The 25,152-nt window shown below is 55.5% G+C and carries 17 protein-coding genes and 7 pseudogenes; 12 read left to right on the top strand and 12 right to left on the bottom strand.

Annotated features, from left to right (window positions below; all coding sequences use genetic code 11):
* Positions 1 to 57: 57 nt before the first annotated feature.
* A complete protein-coding gene (locus QMO80_RS28375; RefSeq protein WP_018247122.1) occupies positions 58 to 513 on the bottom strand; it encodes a phasin in 456 nt (151 codons plus the stop codon).
* A 900-nt stretch (positions 514 to 1,413) separates the two neighbouring features.
* Between QMO80_RS28375 and QMO80_RS28370 the strand changes: the two genes are divergently transcribed.
* From QMO80_RS28370 to QMO80_RS28355, 4 genes and pseudogenes are all read left to right on the top strand, one after another.
* The gene (locus tag QMO80_RS28370; protein WP_004677031.1) at positions 1,414 to 2,187 is read left to right on the top strand and encodes an aquaporin; all 774 of its coding nucleotides are present in this window, start codon (positions 1,414 to 1,416) and stop codon (positions 2,185 to 2,187) included.
* A gap of 873 nt (positions 2,188 to 3,060) precedes the next feature.
* Positions 3,061 to 4,173: a nodulation factor fucose acetyltransferase NolL gene (gene nolL / locus QMO80_RS28365; RefSeq protein ID WP_309506638.1), complete on the top strand. Its 1,113-nt coding sequence runs from the start codon at positions 3,061 to 3,063 to the stop codon at positions 4,171 to 4,173.
* Positions 4,174 to 5,424: 1,251 nt separating this feature from the next.
* A pseudogene (nifH, locus tag QMO80_RS28360) lies at positions 5,425 to 5,570 on the top strand (nitrogenase reductase); the annotation flags it as partial.
* Between the two features lie 281 nt (positions 5,571 to 5,851).
* Positions 5,852 to 6,337, top strand: a complete 486-nt coding sequence (locus tag QMO80_RS28355; protein WP_004677039.1) for a NifX-associated nitrogen fixation protein — start codon at positions 5,852 to 5,854, stop codon at positions 6,335 to 6,337.
* A gap of 371 nt (positions 6,338 to 6,708) precedes the next feature.
* On the opposite strand, the pseudogene QMO80_RS28350 reads toward QMO80_RS28355, so the two are convergent.
* The 5 genes and pseudogenes from QMO80_RS28350 to QMO80_RS28330 all read right to left on the bottom strand — a co-directional run.
* Positions 6,709 to 7,191: pseudogene (locus QMO80_RS28350) on the bottom strand (IS3-like element ISRel21 family transposase); the annotation flags it as partial.
* A 108-nt stretch (positions 7,192 to 7,299) separates the two neighbouring features.
* Positions 7,300 to 9,447 carry a peptidase domain-containing ABC transporter gene (locus QMO80_RS28345; protein ID WP_004676279.1) on the bottom strand — a complete coding sequence of 716 codons (2,148 nt, stop codon included), beginning with the start codon at positions 9,445 to 9,447 and terminating at the stop codon, positions 7,300 to 7,302.
* Positions 9,448 to 9,474: 27 nt separating this feature from the next.
* Positions 9,475 to 10,560, bottom strand: a complete 1,086-nt coding sequence (locus tag QMO80_RS28340; RefSeq protein WP_008533948.1) for an HlyD family secretion protein — start codon at positions 10,558 to 10,560, stop codon at positions 9,475 to 9,477.
* A 114-nt stretch (positions 10,561 to 10,674) separates the two neighbouring features.
* Positions 10,675 to 10,800, bottom strand: coding sequence for a hypothetical protein (locus tag QMO80_RS28335; protein ID WP_004676277.1), 126 nt, complete (start codon positions 10,798 to 10,800; stop codon positions 10,675 to 10,677).
* Positions 10,801 to 11,262: 462 nt separating this feature from the next.
* A pseudogene (locus QMO80_RS28330) lies at positions 11,263 to 11,525 on the bottom strand (Tn3 family transposase); the annotation flags it as partial.
* A gap of 825 nt (positions 11,526 to 12,350) precedes the next feature.
* Here QMO80_RS28330 and QMO80_RS28325 point away from each other — a divergent pair.
* Positions 12,351 to 13,369: pseudogene (locus QMO80_RS28325) on the top strand (IS3-like element ISRel21 family transposase); the annotation flags it as partial.
* Positions 13,370 to 13,392: 23 nt separating this feature from the next.
* On the opposite strand, the gene QMO80_RS28320 reads toward QMO80_RS28325, so the two are convergent.
* The 3 genes from QMO80_RS28320 to QMO80_RS28310 form a co-directional block, all read right to left on the bottom strand.
* Entirely contained in the window at positions 13,393 to 15,456 is a 2,064-nt protein-coding gene (locus tag QMO80_RS28320; protein WP_011053488.1) for a recombinase family protein, read from the bottom strand.
* On the bottom strand, positions 15,446 to 15,643 hold the full coding sequence (locus tag QMO80_RS28315; RefSeq protein ID WP_011053487.1) for a hypothetical protein: 198 nt from the start codon (positions 15,641 to 15,643) through the stop codon (positions 15,446 to 15,448). The genes QMO80_RS28320 and QMO80_RS28315 overlap by 11 nt, the downstream gene beginning before the upstream one ends.
* A 565-nt stretch (positions 15,644 to 16,208) precedes the next feature.
* Complete coding sequence (locus QMO80_RS28310; protein WP_011053486.1) at positions 16,209 to 16,751, bottom strand: hypothetical protein; 543 nt, start codon at positions 16,749 to 16,751, stop codon at positions 16,209 to 16,211.
* 354 nt (positions 16,752 to 17,105) lie between these two features.
* Between QMO80_RS28310 and QMO80_RS28305 the strand changes: the two genes are divergently transcribed.
* The gene (locus QMO80_RS28305; protein WP_004677746.1) at positions 17,106 to 17,801 is read left to right on the top strand and encodes a DUF6875 domain-containing protein; all 696 of its coding nucleotides are present in this window, start codon (positions 17,106 to 17,108) and stop codon (positions 17,799 to 17,801) included.
* 85 nt (positions 17,802 to 17,886) lie between these two features.
* The gene (locus QMO80_RS28300; RefSeq protein WP_004677747.1) at positions 17,887 to 18,408 is read left to right on the top strand and encodes an aminoacyl-tRNA deacylase; all 522 of its coding nucleotides are present in this window, start codon (positions 17,887 to 17,889) and stop codon (positions 18,406 to 18,408) included.
* Between the two features lie 155 nt (positions 18,409 to 18,563).
* Here the strand turns inward: QMO80_RS28300 and QMO80_RS28295 are convergent.
* Positions 18,564 to 19,013: pseudogene (locus QMO80_RS28295) on the bottom strand (IS3 family transposase); the annotation flags it as partial.
* 100 nt (positions 19,014 to 19,113) lie between these two features.
* Here QMO80_RS28295 and QMO80_RS28290 point away from each other — a divergent pair.
* Positions 19,114 to 19,874 (top strand): IS5-like element ISRel13 family transposase gene (locus tag QMO80_RS28290; protein WP_092755085.1). Its coding sequence is split into 2 segments (ribosomal slippage): positions 19,114 to 19,441 and positions 19,441 to 19,874, totalling 762 coding nucleotides; the frame shifts between segments, so codons are not numbered across the junction.
* A 19-nt stretch (positions 19,875 to 19,893) separates the two neighbouring features.
* Here QMO80_RS28290 and QMO80_RS28285 read toward each other — a convergent pair.
* Positions 19,894 to 20,154, bottom strand: a pseudogene (locus QMO80_RS28285) (transposase); the annotation flags it as partial.
* Between the two features lie 900 nt (positions 20,155 to 21,054).
* Here QMO80_RS28285 and QMO80_RS28280 point away from each other — a divergent pair.
* From QMO80_RS28280 to QMO80_RS28270, 3 genes are all read left to right on the top strand, one after another.
* Positions 21,055 to 22,080, top strand: coding sequence for an LLM class flavin-dependent oxidoreductase (locus QMO80_RS28280; protein ID WP_011053483.1), 1,026 nt, complete (start codon positions 21,055 to 21,057; stop codon positions 22,078 to 22,080).
* Positions 22,081 to 22,231: 151 nt separating this feature from the next.
* Complete coding sequence (nodD3, locus tag QMO80_RS28275) at positions 22,232 to 23,140, top strand: transcriptional regulator NodD3 (protein WP_004677763.1); 909 nt, start codon at positions 22,232 to 22,234, stop codon at positions 23,138 to 23,140.
* A gap of 81 nt (positions 23,141 to 23,221) precedes the next feature.
* Positions 23,222 to 23,569, top strand: a complete 348-nt coding sequence (locus tag QMO80_RS28270) for a hypothetical protein (protein WP_011053482.1) — start codon at positions 23,222 to 23,224, stop codon at positions 23,567 to 23,569.
* Here QMO80_RS28270 and nodD2 read toward each other — a convergent pair.
* Positions 23,549 to 24,505: a transcriptional regulator NodD2 gene (nodD2, locus tag QMO80_RS28265; RefSeq protein ID WP_004677768.1), complete on the bottom strand. Its 957-nt coding sequence runs from the start codon at positions 24,503 to 24,505 to the stop codon at positions 23,549 to 23,551. The genes QMO80_RS28270 and nodD2 overlap by 21 nt on opposite strands.
* Before the next feature lie 384 nt (positions 24,506 to 24,889).
* Here nodD2 and QMO80_RS28260 point away from each other — a divergent pair.
* Positions 24,890 to 25,059 (top strand): annotated as a pseudogene (locus tag QMO80_RS28260) (IS3 family transposase); the annotation flags it as partial.
* Positions 25,060 to 25,152: the final 93 nt, after the last annotated feature.

Below are 25,152 nucleotides of genomic sequence, written 5' to 3'. Positions count from 1 at the left end.
CTCGAAAGCGGCTCCGATCATGATTCGTCCAGCCCTGATCTTAGTGCCGAGTCTACTTTACGTCGCTTTGGGGTTCGTCAGGACCTTGTCAAAAGCATCCTTGACCGGCTTTGAGATTTCCTCCACCGCCCTGCTTGAGAGCTCCCGGACTTCCTTGGCGTGCTGCAAACTTGTCTCAACGCGCTTGCGGAAAAAGGTCGACTGCTGTTCGAGGATCTGCGACGGCGAATTCGCGCCCAGCAAAGCTTGCAAATGTGAGAAGCCGGCCTCGGCGTCGGCTTGCAGTGCAGCGATCGTCTTCCACCACAATTCGTTGCCGAATAGACTTGTCGTTTCGAGGATCGGAGGCAGCATTTTCTGTGTCGCTTCAGCGCCGGACGCAAATTTCAAAAGAGCCTCTGTCACCTGCTTGTTCCCCTTTTCAACGGATGCGCCGAACTGATCTGGCACCTTGAGCGGCGATGACCCCGGGTTTTCGATCGTTTCAAATGATCTTTCGGAAATCTTGGTCATTGCATTTTCCTTCTCTTTGAGTTGGTTGCAAGCTGTGACATCGGGATTGACCCCTTCCGCCGGCGGACTATGCATGGCCGCTTTGGTAGAACGCGGATCCGATGACGAACGGTCAGGTGGCCTCCGTTCCGTTCGTTTCATGAACCGGCATCATGCAGACTGCTTTCTGCCGCTTGTAACCAGGGATCAGCAAACACCATGCCAACTGCTCCGACGCGCCAAGAAGATGATTTTCTTTTATCAATGGGCGGGTTGAGGGCAGGTTGATGTGTATTTGACGGAGAGACCGGCGAACAAAACGTTCCAATCACGACAAACCTGACAAAAGTGGCGGATGCCCGACATTTGCGAGAAATGTCGACGGTTGCGCTGGGGACAAGGGAATTCACGTGGACTTCAAATCGCGCCAAGGATCATGTGCCTGTTCGTGGCTAAGGGGCGTTACTCGACTTCTCGTGAACGTCCCTGGCGGTCTTATCAACCCTTGTCCTGGTTCCTGCTTTGCACCACCTTCCGCTTGGAGCCATGAAGAGGGTCGTTGTTTCGATAATTTGAGGATGGGCTGCTTGGCGATTTGTTCGTAGCCCAGCTCGGGTCCATACGTCTCGGTACGGTTCGCCTGCCTATCCTGTTCACGGCACTTTCGAACATAAGACCGAACGTCATCAGAGCGATCGCTGTGATGCGCAACATATTTCATTTGGTACGACGTTTGCTGGTGATCGGTGACGCTGGTTGACCATAGGCTCTGATGCCGATCTCGTCGGACAAGGACGCAATTGAAGTCAACTACGGAGGTTTTCGGGACCTGACACGATGATTGGTTCGGTGCATGCGGAACGCTTGGCGGCACGAGGATGACACCGAAAAGTACGTGGGGTCAAATCAATGGAGTGAAAAATGAAAAAGTATGTTTGCGAATTCTTCGGGACCTTCACACTTGTCTTCCTCGGCTGCGGCACATTGCTTTATATGCGTCAAGAGGTGGGCCTGTTGGGTGTCGCTTTAGCCTTCGGGACGACCGTGGTTGCAATGGCCTACACGATTGGCCCAGTCTCGGGCGCGCATCTCAATCCGGCGGTCAGCCTGGGTTTCCTCGTGTCGCGCCGATTGAGAGTGTGGGACTTTCTCGCGTATGTCTCCGCCCAATGTGCAGGAGCTATCGCGGCGGCAGGCACGCTCTACCTTATCGCTATGAACAAGGTCGGCGGTTACGATATCACCCTAGAAGGTTTCGCCCAAACCGGCTGGGTAGTCTACGGATGGAGAGCTGCGTTCCTATTCGAGTTTATCGCCACGTTCCTGTTCGTAACTGTATTCCTCAAATGCACGGCTGGACGCGGCGCTGTTGCACGATTGGCGATTGGACTTGCCTTAGTTGCGATCCACCTTGGCGGTATCACCGTTTCGGGTTCTTCTGTGAATCCAGCACGATCGATCGGCCCAGCACTTTTCGCAGGAGGGGCGGCACTCTCTCAACTCTGGCTTTATATATGTGCGCCAATGCTCGGCGCTATTGCGGCCGGCCTTCTTCAGCTCAGGGGGATCGTCGCGTCAAGCGAGCCGCAAAGTCTGCGCCAATTTGAATCGCGCGAAATGACCAGCGACATATCCAGCCCGGTTTCATTCTTTCGCCACCGAAGGAGAGGTATCCCAAAAAGGGAAAGCCACTGATCGAGGAGGGGGTCTCGACCTTGACAGGGGAGCGCATCCCCAGACACTCGCCGTTGCATCCCGCATATCTTGACGCTTACTGCGATCTTCCTACGGATTGGGACCACGGTCGTCTCTGACGTATCGACAAACGTCGCATACGGATCGACAATGGCAGCCCAACGTCCAGCTATCATTGGCGGCGATCCAAAACGGCGGCGATCGCGGCCAAAGCCTCGTGTATCGCGATACTCACCGACCTTCCGCTCAAGGTTGTCAAGGGTCCGCGATACTCATCCATACCGCAGATGCGTGTCATTAGGAGCATGAATTTTACAATGGTGAGGCTGCCATATAGGACACGTTGGGCGGCGGATCTAATGGAGCAAATCTCCAGCGTCTGGGGGGTTGCGCTGGGGTGCCGATCCACACCCAAGCGCCGGTAGGTGATAGACGATACCCACAGCGGCTAGGAGCCATTGAATCGGCAATATGTTCTTTTGATACGGTGTCGCGCAAGTTTGGCATGGAGAATCATATGCAATCGCAACAATAGCCGAGTGCAGAGTCAAGCAGCGCTACTTGCATACGCGCAAATGTCCGTTAGAAGATTTCGACGACGTGGCAGCCCAAGCAGTTGCGCGGCAGCGAGTTTAGGCGGGGCGTACGTTGCGGCGAAAAACAGCCAATGGACACGCCGAAAACGGCTACTGGGCCTAAGTCGCCACGGTCGCCCTGTGAACTTGGAACCCAGGCAAATTGTATGACCGTTGGCCGTCGTTCAGCATGCCGAAGTCGGAGCGCTGATCGGAAGCTGGATTAGCCTGCATGATGAACGAGAGGTTGGAAAATGCCGCTTTCAAAGGCTCCCGTAGGCATCGTGAGATGTTGAGAATGCGAGCAAGAATTGTAGGTGGAAAGACAGTGCCTGAGGCGCCAGAGGCCGACGATCGCGATCTAGCTTTAGACTTCGCCAAAGGAATACTCATTGTCTTGGTGATTTTCGGTCACCTGATACAATATATCTTTTACGAGGGTGATGGCTTCTGGGATTCGGCATGCTTCAAATCGATCTACATGTTTCACATGCCTCTCTTTATGGCGATAAGCGGATATCTCTCTAGATCAGGGCTACTAGGCAAATCGTTCAGGCAAGCCATCGGTGATCGCGCGCTGCAGCTCCTGGTGCCGACGCTGTTCTGGTGCACCCTTTTGGAGGCAGTCAAATTGCTCATGTTTCCCCGGCCGCCGGACGCACCTGGCAACCTGTTGCAATTCATGCACGATTTCGTCGGCACATACTGGTTCATCTGGGCTGCGTTTGCTTCTTTTCTTTTGGTCAAACTTATTTCGATCTTCAACTCCGGGTCGGCACGCTCTTTGCTTGTCTCATCCATACTGGTCGCAGTTGCCCCCGTGACGTTTTCTATATTCCCTCTCATAAAGTACACCTATCCCTTTTTCTGCATGGGATTTTCATTTGCGCAGTCGAGAGATTGGTGGACGAGCATAATGCGGTATCATAAGCCACTCCTGATGATGTCCGCCTCTATCGCGGCTAGCTTGTGCTTCATGGCGTGGCGCGAGGACACCTATGTCTACAACAATCTCGCCTTAATCCAGGATCTGCAGTCGGCAAAAGATATCCTTCTGATGTTTTTTGGCTCGACAGTGGCCTCTGCAGTGATGATCGAGATTCTGCTTCAATCCTGGAAAATTGGACGCTCGAACCGGGTGGTTCGCTTTATCGCCGTGGAAGTGGGGCAGAGCACGCTCGTGTTGTACCTGGTGCAGGCTACGGTATTCCGTCTCATGGATTTGATACAATACGGAGAACAATGGGCTCCCACAATGAGGTCTGGCGCGGCGGGAATTCTCGGGACGATGATCATTGCCGTAGCACTAGCAGTTCGCTGGAGCGTGCGCGACATTCCCTATCTGTCCCAGCTCATGCTTGGAACGCCACCCCGCCTCGTTCGTTTGCCGAGCAATCCTGCGAATAACTAGCGGTGTTCAATTCTCAACCTAAACTTCGTCAGCAAGCAAGCATGCCAAGGCACGCGTTAAGGGGCCCATTTTTAAAGGATCCTTTTGCACGAAGATCGGCTGAGGTCCGACTGATGTGCCAATCACGTATCGAGAATCCGCAAACCCCTCGCGCCCAATGCTCCGCGACGACGCGGGCGCTTGACCCCCAGGGTATCGACTCCACCCTCTTTGAGGTTGCCAAAGATTCGGTTTGCTTCGCACTTGTTTGGGGTCCGCTTGCCGCCAGGTCCCGTTGTCCCTGCTAAAATCGCGAGCGTTCGCTAAGGTACCAGAAACGCTTTTCCGGCCTGTGCTAAGCAATGACCGGAAACAGCGAGTATCGCCTCAGCGGTCACACCGAGGCAGCACTGCTCCATGACGGCCGCTGCCACAGTCATCCTCTTGCCGGCGCCGACGGTACCGGCCAGCTAGGTCGTGCCGGCAGCATGATCCCCCGGGTGCCGTGTTCTGGTGCGGATAGAGAGTGAACGCGGCCGACGCACGCCGGCAACTTAAGATACACGCCGCCGAGGCGCCCAGGGGCTGGTTGTTGAAACGGTCCTAAAACCTTGCGGCCGGTCGATCCGGTGGGCATCGGACCAGGACCCGGCCCTGAAGGGCCATCTGATCTTCGTGAGCTTCCCCTTTGCCGGCTACGTCTAACAGCCGTTCACTGTGGAAATTCAGAGCGTTGTTGAGCTGTCGCCGGCGTCGCGGGGGCCTATGCCGCATTCCATTTGCCCGCGGCATTCCCCCAAATGACGGCGCTAACTGTCGAGGAAGGGAGCTCCAGCCAGTGATGCATGCGGGTCTCGGAGTCCATCACTGGGAGGCGCTGTGATCGCCAAGCAAAGAAGATCGACCGGCTGCACCTCGGCAAGCGGCCGGACATTGCGCCCAATCCGCGAATTGAGAGCGGAGCGGCTTCGGCGGGTGTCATTTGTTGCTGACGTGGCCGGAGAATAGGCTTCCGCCGCTGCACCGGGATGCCATTTCTTCGATCCCCACCGCGTCTTGTCCGGTTCACGACAACGTTGTCCTCGATCAATTCTTCATGGGCTAGCTAAGAAGCTGGAAACAATACAGATGCCGTGTTCCGAACCTCAGCGGAGGAGACTGGCATGAGTCTTGAACTCCCAGAACTACGCGGCGGGCAATCGCCTGGTGGAACGTGTGGCGTCCGGTCGAAGTCGATTTGAACCTTGAAGGGAAAATACATGGCAGGTCTGCATCAGTTCGCACGGAAAAGGGGGTATCGGCAAGTACACGGCCTCTCAAGATACTCTCACTGTCCTTGTCGACCTCGAAAAGCTGATTCCACCCCCCGCCTGATCCTCAATTCGAAAGCCCGAGACACGGTTTTACACCTGGCGGCGAATAGGTTGGTTGAGGGTGGAGTTCGCGGCGAAACCTACCGCCACTGGACTATCGCGACGGGAATCTCGCTTGTGAAGCGCTTTTCGTCAAGCCCGCCAGCGTTGCCCGCCGCTTGCCGTTGTTGTTGCGGCCGCCCCGTTTCGAGGGGCCATGTCATTCGTCCGGGCCAAGTTGCGTCGCCACAGGTCCCATCTGCCGCACCATTTTAAGGGATGGTGTTACCGGAAGCGGGTGTGGCCCTTAGTCAAACCGCATCCAACACTCAGGAGGATTTTAACTGATGTCAAACGTCACCCCTGTCCCCAACAATGCTCGATTAGATGAGAAAGATGCTCTCGCCACGCCTTTCATTAAGTGCCTCTTGCGTCTGATGCGTGCTCAAGACACCTTTGAATTGTGGCAAGAGAAATCGGACACCGATTTGCTCTGTGATTTCATCGTGACGAGGCAGCAGCGTAGGGCGATTCCTCTCATCGGGGGACCTGACCTAGAGGTGCAGTGGCGGCTTGAGATCTTCTATGCCGCCGTAGCACTTGCTATAGAGGAGCAGTCCGGACTGATGGCGTCACCGGTGTTGACTGTGAACCATGAGGGATTCGGTCGGATATTACTCACGGCGGGGCGGCTCGTAGTACTCTCGAAGACGCTCCGCGACGTACATCGATTTGGCTTCGACAACCTCCAAAAGCTCGCCGAGGCGGGAACTGGCCTGGTCGATAATGGCTTAACAACAATTAAGACCTATTCAGATGTAGCGCGCGTTTAAGTGCGGTTGAAACGGCTCATATAGGGCGGAATTCTTCGCTAATCTGCCCAGCAATCAAGCAATCCGGGGGTGTGCCCTAGCGTTCTTGGCGCGGGGGGGGGGGGGGCGACATGGAGGAACCTGCATGACAGTGCGTTCACTACTCACTACGGCTCCTCTTTGGCTCCGGCGTATCTCACAAGCACTGATCAAGCGACGTGTATTGGCTGCGCCCCTTGTTTTCTGGTCTGCCAGTGTTCGGCAGGAAGGTAGGTGGTTGGCCTTCAAATGACCTGTCACCGAATTTTCATCCGGCGTCTGACCTGCCACTGAGAATTTCTGAACCGCTCCCAAACGTTGGACCACCGGATGCTAGAGTTTTCCGGCTTCATTCAGGGAGGCGGGCTGGTTGCGCCTCCCGAATTCACCAACGAGATCGGCACCTTGTTGCCGATCGCACCATGAGGTCTTTCCTCATTGTAGTATCTACGCCAATCCTCCATCTTTTCGCGGGCATCCGCAAGGGTCAGGAACCAATGCTGGTTCAGGCATTCTGCACGGAAGCGGCCATTGAACGCTTCGATGAAAGCATTATCAGTCGGCTTGCCGGGGCGTGAGAAGTCCAACGTCACACCCTTGGAATAGGCCCGCAGGTCCAAGTCGCGCGACACGAACTCGGTCCCTTGGTCGACACGGATCGTTTTCGGATAGCCGGCTTTTTGGCACACCCGTTCAAGGGTTTGCACAACGTCTTCGCCTCTATAGCTATGACGTGGATCAAGCACCGGCACGTAGCGCGAGAAGGTGTCGACCACCGTCAGCACGCGCAGTTTCTTACCCGTTGCGAGTTGGTCGTGAACGAAGTCCATCGCCCACGTTCCGATCACCGCCGCTTCAAGTTCACAGCCGACAATGTTGCCATGCTGCTTAACCGTGACGTTCACAACCGTTTTCAATCCTCGAGCCGACAGGGCCTACACGGATCACGACCTTGGCGCCCGCCATAATCGAGCGTAAGGGCCATCAGTTCTCACTAGGTCAGCGTGCTTTCCCTCCTCAATGACCCGCCCCTTGTCCAGGACCACAATATTGTCCGCCCCACGAACGGTGCTCAACCGATGAGTGATGACTATGATGGTCTTCCCAGCGCGAGACAGATCCTCAACAACCCGCAGCACAAATTCTTCGGCTGCCGAGTCCAGAGAGGAGGTCGCTTCGTCAAGGATTAGAACGTCGGGATCCCGGTACAGGGCCCGAGCCAATGCGAGGCGCTGCTTCTCACCTCCGGAGAGGCGAACCCCGTTCTCGCCCAGATGGGCCTGGAACCGCCCGGGCCAGCGCTCGATGCACTCCCGCAGTCCTATTCGATCACAGATGCGTACGATCTTATCGAACTCCGGTTCGAACTCGCCCAGGGCGATGTTCTCGATCACGGAACCGGAGAAGACGTCTATCGATTGCGGTACTGCAGCCATGACCTTGTGCAGTGATGCGCTCGAGAAATCCTGGAGGGCATATTGGCCGATCCGAATGCATCCATCCTCAAGCTGGTAGACATTCTGCAGCAGAGCCGCAAGGGTGCTTTTGCCCGAGCCGCTCTCACCCACGACGGCCGTCAACTCTCCTTGGCGAAAGGAGACGCTTAGATCGCTGAAAACCTCCGCCTGCGCGCCATAGCGGAATGTGACGTTCTCCAGGCGAATATCTCCGAGATCGGTCTTCGTAGCATCGATGCCGCTGCTGCTTGCCGACTCCAGTTCAAAGATCTCGAAAAGTCTATCCGCCGCGATAAACGCGTCTTGAACGATCCGGTTGGTCTGGATCAGGCGGGCGACCGGCCGGGTGATATAGCCAAGCAACGTATAGCAGGACAGCAATTCGCCGGGCGTGACGGCCTGTTCGAGCGCAAGCGTGGTTCCAAACCACATCAGCACGATGGTGAACAGGACCGACAGCAACGTCGAGGCGTTGTCGCCGCAGATTGAGATCAGCCCGGAGCTGTAGACGGAATGCAGCATCTTTACGAAGCGGGTCTCCATTTTGAAGTTTGCGAAGCTCTCGACGCCGGAAGTCTTAATGGTGGAGACAGCTCCGAGTGATTCTACCAGTTGCGCCTCGAGTTTGGCGTCATTTTCCATGATGACTCGTTGGAGATTTCGATTCATCCGATTGATGGCCCAATATACCAGGATGTACATTGGAATGGCGAGCGCCACGATCAAAGCAATATTCCAGGAATAGATGAACATCATTCCGAACGAGAACAGTATCATTAAAATGTCAACAAACATGTTTATCGAAACGTCGTTCAGGAAGCTCCTGATTTTCACAGCGTCGTTCATGCGCGACACGATTTCTCCCATGCGCATGCTATCGAAGAACTTCTGGGGCAGGGCCAGGATGTGATTGTAATAGCCGAGGATCAAGCATACGTCGATCTTCTGCCCCGTCTGCAGGACGAGTCGGCCTCTTAGGAGGTTGATCAGGATCTGTATCGCTAGGATCAGCAGCATTGCGATGCTCATCAAGTTGAGCAGGTTGCGGTTTCCCGCTGGGATCACGTGATCAACGATCTTCTGAACGTAGATCGCCGTCGAGAGACTGAGGACGGTCGTCACAAGAGCGCCGACGAGAGCCTGCGCCATCACCGTGCGGTGTGGCGCGAGTAGGCGGGCGAATCGGGCGAGGGGCGACGTGGTCTCGTCTCGACGATTGAATGTGTCTGCCGGAACCAGCAAAACCAGAACGCCGGTCCATTGCTCCATGAATTCCTGATGCGGCACTTTGCAGATTTCGCCCAAGGCCGGGTCCATGACGATGACCCACTTGGCGTCGATCGCATGGACCACTACGAAATGGTGCAGGTCCTCCTTGACGACGTGCGCGATAGCGGGCTTGGGGATCTTGTACAGGCTGTCGAAGCCACCTTTGACGCCTTTCGCGATGAAGCCCAGCTTCTGCGCCGCTTCCGTGAGCCCCAGCACACTCGTACCGGAGCGGTCGGTCGACGCATACTGGCGGATGCGCGCCAATGGCAACTTGTAGCCATAGAAGGCTGCGACAGATGCGAGGCTGGCGGCGCCGCAATCCGTGATGTCACGCTGTTTGAACTTAATGGCCTTACTCGACATGGAGGCTCGCTGGCTGTTGGGACAATATTAGCGCCCCGCCAGCATCGGGTTGAGCCAATCGTCTGCCTCGTCGTAGAGCAGTTGCAGGAGAGTGCGATTGGCCAACAGAAAGCGAGCCCGCACGGTCATGCCTTTCTTCAGGTGGCCGATGGCCCCGCTTTTCAGCGCGAGTTCGCTGCGAGAGAGCGCGCACTGGACCTTGAAGACCGGGTTCCCGTCATGCAGAGTGAAGTCCTGCGCCACCTCGACCACCCTTGCTTTGATGACACCCCATTGGTTGTAGTTAAAGGCATCCACTTGGAGCCGCACCGGCTGACCAGGCTGCACAAAGCCAATGTCGTTGGGGGAGACGTAGATTTCCGCCACCAGATCGTCGTTCGGCGAGATCCAACCAACGGTTTGCCCGCTCTGCACGTAGCTTCCGTGCGCGAGGCCGGAGAACTGCTCGAGAGCACCCGATACTGGGGCGCGGATGCGGTGCAGGTCCCGTTCGTGCTCGAGCTGATGCAAGGTGGCCGTGAGTTCCTTTAAGCGCAGGTTAGCATCAAGGAGCTTCTGGTTCCAATCAGCGGTTTTGCGTCGCACGAGGATCTCGCCTTGGACCTCGATATTTTGGAGAGCGAAAGCCTTCTCGTCAACGGTCTTCGCCGGCGCCGCAGCAGCCGAGACAAGTCGCTTTGCGCGGTCGAGTTCCGCCGCGGCGTTACTGCGCGCATTTTGGTTCTCGCGCAGCAAGTTGAGAAAATGCACCCTTTCAGCCGTCGCGGATTCGGTTTGGAGGGGGGGCGAGACGCTGAGCCTTGCGCCGGAAGAAATCAGCGTTTGGAAGTCATGGGCAAGATCGCTCTTGGCATGAATGTCGGCTAAAACCCCGCTGAGCTTTTCCTCGATTACATGATCGTCAAAGGCGATTATTTCCTTCCCCTTAGCAACGACATCGTTCTCAAAGGCAAGGACACGGGAGATGCGTCCGGAGACGGGCGCTATCAGGGGCGTCTTCTCCACGATCGGGCGAATAGTACCGACACTCTGCATGGAGACCGGTATGGTAACGAGTGGCAGTGAGCCAAATGCCGCGGCGACGAAGAGCAAGATCGCCCTATAAATGCTCAAGGATCGTCCTGATCGTCGCGCCAGTATGCTTTCTGCGATGCAGCTGGCCGTTTCAGCAGAAAGGGGAACTGCTAGTCTGTAGTCACTAGGAGCCATCGAGAGCCAGCTCGCTTATCAACCAAACAAGTGTCCGTAACGTCGCAAAAACAAGTAAACCCAAAAATACCAACCTCCGGAGGTTTCAGCTGCTTCTTGAGGGGTTAATTCGGTTACACGATAGGCTGCCATGTTGTTCATCATTGGTGTCTCCGTTCAGAGCTGGATTGAGAAGATGCCAAGGTCCCCGTTGGGAGCTCCTAGCGGCGCGCAACAAAAAGGTTCAAGATTCGTGCCAATGCAGAAGGAGCGAAAAGCATCAGAAAACTGTTCTGTATGTTATTCAATGGCTGCCCTAGAGCGCCGAGACGTGCCAAACCGCACATCACGCTGTCGCAAGCACGACAAACCGAGTAGGGTTCTGAATGAACGTCCTGAACAGGATCGACAGCTCCAAAGTTCGGTGGCGACGGTACAGTTGAGACTCGGCGCTCAGTAAGCGCGCCCCCATCCGCGTAGCCCCCATCGAGTTTGCCGTCGATTTTTGTTGCTGCTGATTCACTCTGAAACCTGGTGAATTGTTGGTGGCCCTCCGCACGATAGTGGGCGCGGATGCGCCGCTTGGTGCCGCGGGCCGTCGCCTTGCGCTGTGGCGGCAAATAATAGGCCGTCGCTCGAAGCCGGAGTGCCCATGGATCGGTAACCCCGCCTGCGCCTCGACCACCCTGGCTAGCGCCCGGTCGTAGGCTTCGCTCTCGACATGCCACTGTCGAACACGGATTAACACCCACAAGGTGTGGGTGTCTGTGGCATCGGCCATCATGCGCAGGCCAAAGCTAGTCTCTTCTGCGAGGATGACGTTCATCGCAGGGCGCTCCTGTACGCAGATGACTGAATGCTTCGCAGAAGCCAGTCGCAGCATCCACGTCTGGACGTCGCCTTCGCAATCGAGCCGCCCGGAATCGTAACAGCCCGAGCTGGCGCGGCCAAGCTCGCGTAACCGGATGTCGAGGTGAGCTTGAGATTTGCCAGCTATCCTCCTGTCGCAACGGCCCCGCGAGACGATCGCTGTCGGCCACAGCCTGGGCCGGAACAAGTGCAGGTCTGAGATCGCCATAGCGTCGGGACCCGCCCAAGCATTGCCCAATAGGTCTCGTGTTTCTTTTCGCATCCGGTGGATCTTTTACTTGACACATCCGGCCATAGCATCTGCCAATAGGGACAAGGCCACGCCCTGGTAAACGTGAAATACGGCAGGATGCTAGGCCTTCAGGCCTACAGCCAGGTCTCGGATCGATACGGGTCGATCCGTCTGTCGTCCTCGTCGATCAGACGCTTGAGCCATTCCAGCGCCGCGATGGCGGACCCGATGTGCTGCATTGTTCCGGAATTCGAGCAGGCTCAGCAGCCTCGGCAACATGCGTGGATAATGAAATGCCGTAGGAGGAACGTGGCACCGCCTGGGCTCGCTGCTTAGGAACCGCCAGTCTCGTATTTGCGGACCAGAGCCGAAAGTATCGCCTGTTCGGCAATTTCGGCACCGCTCCGTCGAGGGCCTTGATCGCGGACCCGGCGATGCGAGCCAAAAGGCGCTCCTCGCTGGCCCCTTTTCAATTTCTTGGCGATCGAGGCGACGACCCTACGTTCCCATTCGCCACCATCTTGTGCACTTTGATCTGAACCCTTCAAACTGGACCAGTTTTGGTTAGAGTTTTCCGGTGCATTTTCCTGGCTGGGAAAGGGACCAGAAGACGATGAAAGCGTCGCAGTTTTCGGACGCTCAGAAGGCGTTCATTCTGAAGCAAGGTGATGAAGGCGTGTCGGTTGCTGAAATCTGCAGGAAGGCGGGGATCAGCCAGGCGACTTATTTCAACTGGAAGAAAAAATACGCGGGCATGCTGCCACCGGAGATGAAGAGGCTGAAACAGCTCGAGGACGAGAATTCGCGCCTGAAGAAGATCGTCGCGGATCTGACGCTGGACCGCGAGATGTTGCAGGATGTCATCCGCCGAAAGCTCTAAGGCCTGCTCGGAAGCGGGAGATGGTGAAAGGCATGTGCTGCGATTGGGCGATCTCGATCCGACGTGCTTGTGGAGCGTTGAACTTCGATCGATCAACTCACCACTATACCTCTCGCCGTGCTGATCAGGCCGGTCTGGAACGTCGTATTCGCGAGATCTGCGAGATCCGTGTGCGGTACGGCTATCGCCGCGTGCATGTGCTGTTGGAACGCGAGGGTTGGGGCACCAACATCAAGCGAACCTACCGCATTTACAGGGACTTGGGGCTACAGTTGCGGAACAAGACACCGAAGCGGGGGGTAAAAGCCAAGCTTCGCGAGGATCGGCACATGGCCGTCGGACCCAACGACGTCTGGGCGATGGACTTCGTTCACGACCAACTCGCAACGGGTAAGAAACTGCGCGTGCTGACGGTGGTCGACACCTTCTCGCGCTACGTGCCGGTGCTTGATCCACGTCATAGCTATAGAGGCGAAGACGTTGTGCAAACCCTTGAACGGGTGTGCCAAAAAGCCGGCTATCCGAAAACGATCCGTGTCGACCAAGGGACCGAGTTCGTGTCGCGCGACTTGGACCTGTGGGCCTATTCCAAGGGTGTGACGTTGGACTTCTCACGCCCCGGCAAGCCGACTGATAATGCTTTCATCGAAGCGTTCAATGGCCGCTTCCGTGCAGAATGCCTGAACCAGCATTGGTTCCTGACCCTTGCGGATGCCCGCGAAAAGATGGAGGATTGGCGTAGATACTACAATCCTGTTTCATAACTCCCATCTTCCTATGTCATCGAAAGGAATAGATTTTCCTGATCTGGAGGCGATCCCGCGGGGTGGCGAGGGTTCTTCCGTACACGATCGAGAATCTGACGTGCTTGCGGGGTCGCGAGTTTGGAACGGCTGAAGATCCATGGGCCATCGGGTAGCGGATGAGCCCCCTTAATATCGCCAGCCTCGGCCGCCAGACGCAGCGTCTTTGGCGATATCCCGAGTAACTTCGCCGCACCGCCCAGATTAAGCCATGGCTCAACCCCGTCGATCTGCGGACGGAAGACCGGAATCTTGCGATATGACCTCAGCGCGGTGACCCGCTCCCGTGTCCAGCGATTGCCATTGCCGGTCGTCAGTCCGTTGCGATTGAGGACACCGGCAATCACATCATCATTGGCGATCAAGACGAGCTGTTTCACAGCGTCGACAATGTCGTCAGGGGTCGCATTTCTTTGGCCACGGTGTCGCTTCGGCAGGCGCAGTTCGGTGTGGACGCCTCCAACCCAATGAATGACGAGGACGATCTCAGAGGTTCCATCATCGAGATCGGCGACCACTTCATTGATGAGCGTGCGCACGATGCGCTTCTTCAGCCTTGCATCGGTTGTCGGCGCCGTCCAGACGGCGCGAAGGTTTCCCGCAAGTGCGGTTACCTGTGATGCGGACATGGGGAACGGATGCGGCGTAACTGTCCGATGTTTGGCAATCTTGGCCTCGATCTCACCGACGCCAGTCAGCGCCTTGTTCCAGCGTGCTTCCAGCTCCGACGTCACCAGCCTATTCTCCGGATCAGCCGCGTCATATTGCCGGAATGCCCGGTCGGCTACATAGCGTGCTGCCTCGAGGTCGCGCATCAGGGCATCCTGAACCTGATCGCGTTGGTTGGCCATATTGCGTTCCGCCTCGACGGCGGCGGCAATGGCTCCTGGCTCGACCACGCCGAGAAGTGCCTCTTCGATCGCGTCATCGACCCGCAGACCGCCGAAGGCGATGCAACGTGGTTCGCCGTTGTCGAGCAACCCTCGCCAACAGGAATAGCGCGGGATGTTATGGTTGGCTCCTGTGTAACGAACCGTCAGCTTCCGGCCGCACCTTTTGCAGCGGAACAGGCCGGCAAGCAGAGCGCCGCCATGCTTCGGCGCTCCATGATGGCGACTGGCCGGTACATTGTCGCTGACCATCTTGCGGATCTCCTCCGCCCGTTCCCAACTGATGTAACCTTCGTGCGCATCCGGGATCAGCGCCAGCCATTCATCACGCGCCTTGCGGCGAATTCCAGATCGGCCATCGTATCCTGGTACGGAACGACTCTTACCATAAGCATAAGCGCCGCCGTAGATCGGGTTCGCAATCATCCGGTGGATGGTGGCATAATTTGGCCTGCGCCAGATGACGTCACCGTTGGCGCACCTGACGGGCAGGTCCAATCCCTGCTCAAGGAACCATAGCAAGGCCTGCCGGGCACTCCCGAGTTCGGTGACCTTGTCGAAGACGAGTGCGATGGCTTCCTGGATGCGCCGATTGGGATCCTTCTCGATCCTGTCACCGGCCTTTACGAAGCCGGCCGGAACAGTGACGACGAGTTCACCGCGGCGAGCCTTCTCATAGCGGGCGGAAAGGGAACGCTGACGCAAGAGATCGAGTTCATACTCGTTGAGGCTGCCCTTCAAACCCAAGAGCAGGCGGTCGTTGCCCTGGCGGGGCGCATAAACTGCTTCCTGGTCGACCAGGACGGTATCGACAACGCGGCACATCTCGATGAGTTGCTGCCAATCGCGGCTGTTCCGGGCGAAGCGCGATACCTCACGCGCGGCCACGGCGCCTACCTTGCCAAGGCAGACTTCCGCCACCATCCGATCAAATCCAGCGCGGGTCACGCCGCCGGCGGCCGAACGACCAAGGTCGTCATCCACCGTCTCTATATGTGACCATCCAAGCGCTGCCAGACGGTCGCGCATGGCGTACTGGAGGGCGCTGCTCTCTCGATTGTGCAGAACCTGGTGAGCCGAGGACTGCCGAACATAGAGGATGGCCTTCCGCTCCAGATGATGCGGCGCGATCTTCTCATGCATCATGACCGGCCTCCTTCTGTTGGCAGGCATGTCCGCACTTTGCGTGATCGACGAACAGCCGCACGATGAGCACCGTCAACGCTTGGCGGGTCTCCTCCGGCAACTCCGACCATTGCGGCGTCCCTGCCGTCTTCCCCCGCTGCGGGGCCGAGAACAGATCGAACTGGCATGTCATGGGCTGGCGAGGCATGAACATCTCTCCGACTCGTTTCGTGAGAGACCAATGCTGCGCCCATTACCGAAGATTGCGATGAGGCATCAGCGTCCTTCAGCAATCTTGCCAAAGAATGCAGGCTTGCGAGATCGACGTGCGGGACCGCCAGGCTGCGCCAACAACCACTCACTGATCGGTCGAACATCCACGACGGGACCTCAAGAAGTCGACCAGAAGAAGAACCAGAAAGGCTGCAGCGGAAAATATGCGTCCCTTTAGACACCGCCTCATGCACGTGAACAAGCCGTCCGGACCAGGGATGCCACGGATACAGAAGCTCGCGAACCTCGGTCCCGTGGGTGTTCTGTCGTCGTGTTGTACAATGAGGAAAGACCTCATGCCGCCGAACTTCCCGCGCAGTTTCTTGGCCGAAACGACGATACAGCCGCTCCCCCTAGCAGCGCCTGCACCGGCCGTCAGGCCGGTTAAGCGAAGCGGGTTACCTCGATGAAGCTTGTTTACGGAGGAAACATTTGATTGATGAAAGGATAAACGCGCGCGAGACCGGCTTCTTACTTTTGCTTTCCCACAATAAAACTCGCTAAAATTTCCTGGCTTTTCGATCGACTCTCTTTTGAGAGGAACCCACAGGTGCCCCAGAAGACGCTGGCGATTTATCAATAGATGAAGAACTTGCCGTTGCCATCCCTTCCTCAGGAAGCGTAGCTACTTGAGCGGCACTGTCAATCGCTCTACGGCAGTCATCAAGGAAGTCAGCTATATATTCATTGACATAGACAACCAACGGCTCCTTTGGAACAACAATCAGACGCCGTTTGTCCGTTTTATCCCGAGTGATGTCGATGAACCCACGCAAATGCGCTGCCTCGACATACTTTTGGCAAACAGTCTGGTTTTTGAAAGGCAGATAGCGACACGCCTGCATCTTCGTCATGGGTTTGTTATTGGCGTCCATATGATATACTTTAAGCATCAATCCAAGAATATTCCTCAGGAATAGTTTTTCTTCGGAATTTTCGCTAAAGAGATCTGACAAAAACGAGTCAATTTTCTCAAGCTTATGCTTTACGCCGACGTCGATCTGTTCTGGCGTATATATTTTTCTTCGTGTTGTCTTCGCCACGGCCACGCCTCTGCGCAATGGGTCGTTCTGTTTTCACCCAAAGCCTGTTACCGGATCCCATCGCGGCGACATTTATCATATGTATGTCTTCATAACTACGACGAATATAAGAATTTGCGGGCGGTCGTGAGACTAACCTTCATCGTGCACGAGCCCCCGCTCTTGTTTTCACATCCATTTAAAAAAACAGTTACACAAGTGTAACTACGAGTGCTATCAAAAATTCGGGAGCTTCGCTTCCGATGGAAGGTCGGTCTCTTGATTGGCCCCCGACCAGATCGCCCGCCGCCCGAGCTGGCATGCAAGAGCCCGACCTTCCGTTTTGCACGTGGCTTTTCGAACCAGGGATCCGAAATGAATAAAGAGATTTGGAAAGATTACAGCCAACCTTTCGGGACGATTGGTCCATTGATGACAGTGGGCGAAATTCTGGAAAAGAATATTGATGCGGGATACAACGCCTATGATGAGTATGCAAACGCAGCTCTTCAGAAATTTGCTCGGTATGCCTCAGAATTCCTCTCCAATCCACATCCTCATTTAGGTCGGGACGGGAGCGTTTGCCCTTTCGTTCCCGAGGCTCTGACGAAGGGGCTTTTACGGGTTGCCGCGTCGCAAGCTGTTGCAGTTGACGAAATCGAAAACGATTTGGCGCGTATGCTCGCCGTCTTCAGCCAGATGAAACCCGTAAAGTCCTTCAACGATCGAACGGGCGACTGGATCTATAAGGCCATTATCATTGCCCTTCCTGGAATACAGGATGAAGGAGAGATCATCAGGATTGGTCAACTGCAAAAACGGCTGAAGCCCGACTTCATTCAGGAAGGTTTCATGATCGGTGAATTTTATCCAGGTTGCCCGGAGCCCGGTTTGCACAACAGGATGTTTCGACCGCTCGACACAACGGTTCCAGCCTTGGCTATTCGGCATATCACCAAATATGATGCTCCTTTCATGCTCGATAGCGATAAGTGCCTGGAGGCTTACTTCAGTATTTTTGGGAACGAGGGTCGCCGCCGCATTAGGCAGCTTTTGGAGCGAACCGCCTGAAACTTACTCGCAAGAGGGCTGTACTCGCAGTCGCTGAAACAGCTATCCTCGATCGTCCTACCAGGTGAACCGGAAGGAAACGACTATGTTGGACGTTCATCCGAACGTACTTGCTGAACTGCACCAGATCGGAGCGTCGACGGTACGATTGTGGCGCTATAGTGAGTTCGCCACCCCTATTACATCTCCTTCCGATTTAGCCTCTGCTATCGGCGTTCCCGTGGGGCGCGTTGCAAAGACGATGATTATTGCCGAGCAGAAAGCGAACGATGTGATGCGCCGGTCTCATCCTGCGCGCCACCTTTGTGCCGTTTTGCTGCCATCACCTTCAAAGATTGACATGAAAGCGGTTGCTGGCACGTATGGATGGAAACGAGCCGAGCTTGCTCAGAAAGAACAGGTACTCGATCTCTTCGGCTACCCGTCAGGAAGCGTATCACCATTCGGTCTCCAGAAGATCGCTGTACTGATCGACACCGCCCTTTTTTCTTATCCTACCGTAGTCACAGGTGCGGGCAAGGTTGGAGTCGAGCTTGAGATCGACACAAGCATGCTTTGGAAGATCGGGCAGCCGTTACAGACGCGTGGACGGGCCAGTCAAACCTAACGCCTCGTCACCTTTCATAGAGATGCCGTGAGGTAGGTTATTTCTTCGGGAAAGGAAATGCGGTTCCACGTAACGGCGCCTCGATTAGAGAATGAGGGTTCAATACGTATGTTGCGTAATCGGACTCATAGTGCGCACTATAACGAAAATCGTCACACCCGTCCCAACGTCTGCACGACATCTTCACCTCGATAGCTGTGAGGCGGATCAAGCGCGGGAACATAGCGTGAGAAGGTGGCGACCACCGTCAGGACCCGCAGTTTCTTTCCGGTTGCGAGCTGGTCGTGCACGAAGTCCATCGCCCACACGTCATTTGGTCCGACAGCCATTTGCCGATCCTCGCGAAGTTTCGCCTTAACACGGCGCTTCCGAGTCTTATTCCGCAGCTGCAGTCCCAAGTCCCTGTAAATGCGATAGGTTCGCTTGATGTTGGTGCCCCAACCCTCGCGTTCCAAAAGCACATGCACGCGACGATAGCCGTAGCGCACCCGCGCTTACAGGTCTAGACCGGCCTCGGCGCGGCGAGAGATGTAGTGATCGGTCGACCGATCGAAGTTCAACGCGCCACAGGCACGCCGGATCGAGATCGCCCAATCGCGGCACATGACACCACCTCCCGCTACCCCTCAGGCCTTAGGCGGTGTGGACTCTTGGGATTCCCAAGGCTGAGCAAATCAGATTCAAGACTGTCTTTTGGAGGCAGTCATGGGTGTTTTGGATCGTCTGATCCTTCGGGACGAGCAGTGGGAGCGGATATCGCACCACATCATTGGTGACGAGCGCACACGCGGTTCGTCCGGCCGCGACAACCGCATGTTTATGGAAGCGGTGCTTTGGATTGTGCGAACGGGCTCGCCCTGGCGCGATCTGCCAGAAGTGTTCGGCGAGTGGAACAGTGTCTTCCGTCGTTTCAGCCGCTGGAGCCGGAAGGGCATCTGGTGGCGCATATTCGAGGCGATGGCGGACGATCCAGACTTCGAGTACTTGATTGTTGATTCCACCATCATCCGCGCCCATCAGCACGCTGCCGGCGCAAAAAAGGGGCTGAAGATCAAGCCCTTGGCCGCTCCCGCGGCGGATTGAGCACCAAGATCCACATGGCCGTGCGGGGTCTCGGTTGCCCGGTCCGCTTCACATTGACCGCAGGCCAGAAGGGCGATGCGCCGCAAGCCGACGCCCTGATCGAGGGCCTACCCGCCGACATCATCATGGCCGATACCGCCTATGACAGCAATCACCTGCGCAATGCCATCGCCGATAAGGGCGCCGTGGCAGTGATCCCCAACAATCCTTCGCGTGCGCGAAAATACCCGCTCGACAAACATCTCTATGCTCAGCGACACCTGATCGAATGCTGCTTTTCTAAACTCAAGCAGTTCAGAAGGGTCGCGACGCGCTTCGAGAAAACCGCCGAAAACTACCTCGCCGTCGTCACTATCGCGGCGACAATGCTATGGATCAGATAACTGTCCACACGACCTAGAGCTTTCGGCGGATGGCGTCCTGCAGCATCTCACGGTCCAACGTCAGATCCGCGACGATCTTCTTCAATCGCGAATTCCCGTCCTCAAGCTGCTTGCGCCTCTTCATCTCTGGCGGCAACATGCCGGCGTACTTTTTCTTCCAGTTGAAGTAAGTCGTCTGACTGATCCCCGCCTTGCGACAAATCTCCGCGATCGAGACGCCCTCATCACCCTGCTTCAAAATGAACGCCTTCTGAGCGTCCGAAAACTGCGATGCCTTCATCGTGTTCCGTTCCTTTTCCCAGCCAGGAAAATGCACCGGAAAACTCTAACCAAAATTGGTCCAGTTTGAAGGGTTGAGAGCAATTTCCCTATCGTAAAACCTGTGATCCTATGAAGTTAAGATGGGGAATGTTAAGGACATACAACAGCGTGCACGAAAGACGCGGAAGCCAACTGCGTCACATCTATTTCTGGTATCGGCGCTGTTGCGCTGCGGCCAAAACCGCACTGGCTCCTGATCCTTCCACCTTCGGAAGGGGCCGTGATCTCGCCTGGGTCGACCGTATGCTAGTTCGATCAGCAACCCTTTGACGGTGAAGATTCCTGGTTATTCACCTGGTGGATCAATGCCATACAAACAATCAATTTTACGAAGCCATGGGATGTTATTAAACACCTCGATTATGAATTGGGGACCCCATGATGTTGCTCCACCGAGAGCAGCCGAGGGCAAGGTCACAGACCTGGCCGGTAAATGGAGACGAACATGGCCAACGTGGAACTGCAGAAGGCGCTCTCGTCTGCCAATCAAGCGCCGAGACATAGCTCTGGGTCCTTTCTTCGCCTACTGCAGGAGCCTCGTCGCATTAAACCGAATACCAGCTTTAACACATTTGGGTCGCCACAAAAGCTGAACAACCACTATCCGATCTTGCCAATCCTTGGCTTCTCAAAAGTGAACGGAGCTGTGGGTATGCGAGATGGGGTGTTACCCACCGCGAAGTCATACATGAATACGAATGATTCAATGTCATTTCAACGTGAGCATTATGATTAGCTCATCGGCGTCAGCATCGTTTTTTAGAACCAGCAGCTTTTCGATGATTCCTGGCGAAAGACATCGGGGCCACCCTCCGGTCTTGGTCACCGAAAATTCGCCGCCAAACTTGGAGACATTTAAATGACAAACTCTCTTCCCGCAAAGCTGATGGTTGGTATCTTCGACCATTTGGACGAAGACGGAAGGGAGATTGGGCGCCAGTATGAAGATCGGATGAAGTTGGCAGAGGTCTGCGATCGCCTTGGCTTTTATGGATATCACGTCGCAGAGCACCACTGTACTCCCCACGGCAGAGGACCTTCGCCGAATCTATTTCTAGCAAGCGTAGCTCAGCGCACGCAGCATCTTCGTCTCGGTCCTTTGGTTATGCTGTTGAACCTTTATCATCCGTTACGTGCGTTTGAAGAAATTTGCATGCTGGATCATCTGAGCGGTGGCAGGCTCGAGTTGGGCATGGGGCGCGGCTCCTTACCAATCGAATGGAGCTTTTTCGGTATTGATGAGGAGGTGGCGACATCGCGCTATCTCGAAGCCAGCGAGATCGTCATCCAAGCGATGAAGGAAGGAGCTCAGGCTCTTTCCTACAAAGGCGACCACTTTGAACTAGACAAAGTCCCGTTGATGTTGCGGCCACACCAACGTCCTCAGCCTCCGAGATGGATTACAACCAGTCGTCCTGAGGTTGCGCGCTGGGCGGCTGAGAACGATACAAATCTTGCCTGCGGGGGCCCTGCTTCTGCTGTTCGCCAGATCACTGATGCCTACCGAGCACACGAGAGACGTACCGCCGGGGGCAGGAAACGGGCGCCGTTCCTTGGGTTGGTCCGAATGGTGGTGGCCGGCAGCACGACGAAGCATGCCATTTCGCTCGCGGCCCCGGCTTATCAACGGTGGCTTCGGAGCTTTAGGTTTCTGTACGAGATTAACGGGATACAGACTCCTCAGAACCTCCCGCCGGATTTTGATGCAGCAGTAGACTGTCAGTTGTGCGTAGTTGGTACTGCTGCTTCAGTTAGGCAAGATCTTCTCGATCATGTCGAGGAAGCAGGTGCTAATTATCTTCTTTGCCAGCTGGCGTTTGGTGATTTGCCATTGGAGGCTTCCTATTACACTGCAACGAGCGTTCACTCTGGAGTTATGGCTTAATCTGGACTGGCCTCAGGTTGCTTTCCGATCACAGAGATTAAGTCTCTGTGGCCGCGCCCTCAAATCGATTGAGGAGCGTCAAGGCGAATTCAGCCATCGCCGTAGGAACAGCCATTGTGGAATGGGCTGCACTATTGGATAGTTAAAAGATATGCGATTTAAGGGCCTCGATCTAAATCTCCTTGTCGCGCTCGATGCACTAATGATTGAGCGCAACCTTACTGCGGCGGCACGTAGCATTAATCTGAGCCAGCCCGCAATGAGTGCAGCTGTCCGCCGGCTCCGCTCCTATTTCCGCGATGAACTATTTACGATGCGTGGTCGTGAGTTCGTTCCAACTCCGCGTGCGGAAGACCTCGCGCCTGCGATTCGTGAGGCTTTACAGCATATTCGGCTCAATATCATACCCTGGGATAAATTTACTCCTGATCAATCAGATCGTCATTTCCGAGTAAGCTTATGCGATTTCGTTACAGTTGTTCTTTTTCAGAAGATACTGGAGCGTCTTGCGCGGGAAGCACCCGGCATTAGTTTTGACTTGCTGCCTCTTACTGACAATCCAGACGAGCTTTTGCGACGCGGCGACGTAGACTTCCTTATTAGCCCACCGCTATTCATGTCGAGCGCGCACCCTAAGATAGATCTATTTCAGGAACGACTGACTTGCGTCGGCTGCAGTAATAACAAACAACTTGAGGAAGCCCTTACTGCCGAGGAGTATTCTTCAATGGGGCACGCGGTAGTTAGGTTCGGTCGGACGCAGCAGCCTACCATAGAAGATTGCTTCTTGCAGGAGCATGGCCTCAAGAGGCGGGTCGAAGTCGTTGTTTCAAGCTTTAGCATGATCCCCGCCGCCCTAATGGGCACCGATCGCATCGCAACCGTTCCGTTACGACTAGTTGGGCTTTTTGAGGACACGATACCATTGCGGATGACTGCGCCCCCGATAGCGCTGCCGACATTCACCGAGGCAGTCCAATGGCCGGTACTTCACGACAAAGATCCGGCAAATATCTGGATGCGAGATATAATGGTTCAGGAGGCAGCGCGATTGCCGTGACCATCCTGAAACCTAGGAAGCTGGGCTGCATTGGGAGCGACGACCCGCGACGCGGCCGATTAGCTGAAGACGGCACCACCTGTGAGTGACCCGCAGGCCATTTTATCGACGAAGCTGAGCGCTACGCCCGTCGCCGATCGGCCGCCCTTCGGACGATTGCGCGACGTGCTGTCTAGCACCTTCGGCGGCAAATCGAAGGGTGCTGGGGGACCACAATTGCTCCGCACCGCAACCCGCCGCTACCGCCGCAAATACAGCAACCTAAAACCGTCGGAGCGAACTCAAAACTGGATAAAACTTGGGGGCAAGGTCAGCGGCCTTCCCCGGATGGATACCTTTGAAAAGCCTCTTTGGTGGCTGTTGAACTTATTCGGGCTCGGGCGGATCTTACTCAAGCAGGAACCTTGGTCAGGAACCGGATTGTTGTAGCAACCCATGTATTTTAGGTGCGTTGGAGGACATCATACGGGAAGCTTCCTCAACCAATATCTCCCTGAACCAGATGCTCCCTGGATCGGCATTATGGAGCGCTGGCCATTGAACAGCTTCTGTGAAGACGGGGAGCGGTAACGGAAGGTTGATGATCCGCAAAGGGAAAGTACTTTCGTAATGCTCGACTAAGCGAAGCGGTAGGTTAGCTATGCGGTTCGTGCCACGCAGGACTGGTGGTATTAAGCTAAACCCTTGCACGACGACCTCCACCCGCCTCTGAATACCATTCTCGAGCAAGAACCAGCCCTCGACCGATGGCTTCAAAAAGCGCCCAAACGCGGCAGCGACGTGTCCCGTGGAGACATATTGCTCGATCGTCAGCGCTGAAGGTAGGTCCACATTTGTCGAACAGGCTACACATACAAACTTCTCTGTGAACAGTTTTGCGCTCGGGTGTGCTCCCGAGAGAAAAAATTCAGGCACGATGAGGAAGTCGACGTCACCGCGGCTAAGCATCTCGTACGGATCACTATCCAAAGGCAGCAACTCAAAGCTGACTGCGGGCGCTTCTCGAGCAACTCGCTCAATGATTTTATTGAAGTATATCAGCATCATGAAATCGGACAGAACTATTCTAAAGCATCTGTCAGACTTCGACGGGTTAAACGGCTCCCAAGAGATGATTGAGCATTGTACCTGCAAGAGAGTTTCACGCACTGCCGAGGCAAGTCCTTCGGCACGGGGCGTCAGCCGAAGTTCTCGACCATTCATTGTAAACAATTCGTCGCGGAAATAGTCCCGAAGCCTACCAATGGCGGCACTCATTGCTGGTTGACTTAGATTGATACTACGTGCGGCAGCCGTTAGGTTGCGCTCGGTCGTGAGCGCATCCAATGCAACGAGCAGGTTTAGATCAAGGCCCTTGAAACGCATCTTTAGTCACATCCAAACAACGGATATTTTATATCCAAACAATCGATTTTTCCAGTACAGAACCTTCCAGCATAGATCCAATGAAGGTTCGTCAAAAAGGCTTAGGTTAGTTTGGTGATCAATTAAGTAGGCCGCATAGTTACGATAGACGTTATAGTTGCAGATAATCCACTTTAAATATCGAATGGCACCTTAGCAATAGGCGATGTGGAGCGGCGTCACCGAGCGACATGAAATGCTAGTGAACGGATGGGCGGAAGTAGGTTCATCATATCGCGATACCGGAGAGGCTTTGCCGTACGCTGGCTATCGACTGGCGGGCTCCTTCTGTTTGGAAGCATGTTCAAGATATTGGTGGCGTGCCAGTAATTTGTGATGAAAAGATCAACGCGCCTGAAGGCGCTTGAGGAAGAGAACGCCACACTGAAGAGACTGCTCGCCGAGCAGATCCTGGATACGGCCCCACTTCCCGAGCTCCTTAAAAAATAGAAAGGCCCGCCGCCAAGCGCGACGCCGTCGCACGCCAGAAAGCCGTCGTGGGCCTTTCGGAACGAAGTAGGTCGCCCGACTGCCGCCTTGCGTTCTCCGCTATCGAGATGCCGTCATCCGGTCGGCGTCCGCGTTACTCGCCTCGGGATCGTCAAAGC

It is taken from the genome of Rhizobium sp. BT03, from assembly GCF_030053155.1.
Taxonomy (GTDB): domain Bacteria; phylum Pseudomonadota; class Alphaproteobacteria; order Rhizobiales; family Rhizobiaceae; genus Rhizobium.
The sequence above is the reverse complement of the archived record's forward strand: the minus strand, read 5'-3'. Positions and strand labels throughout refer to the sequence as shown.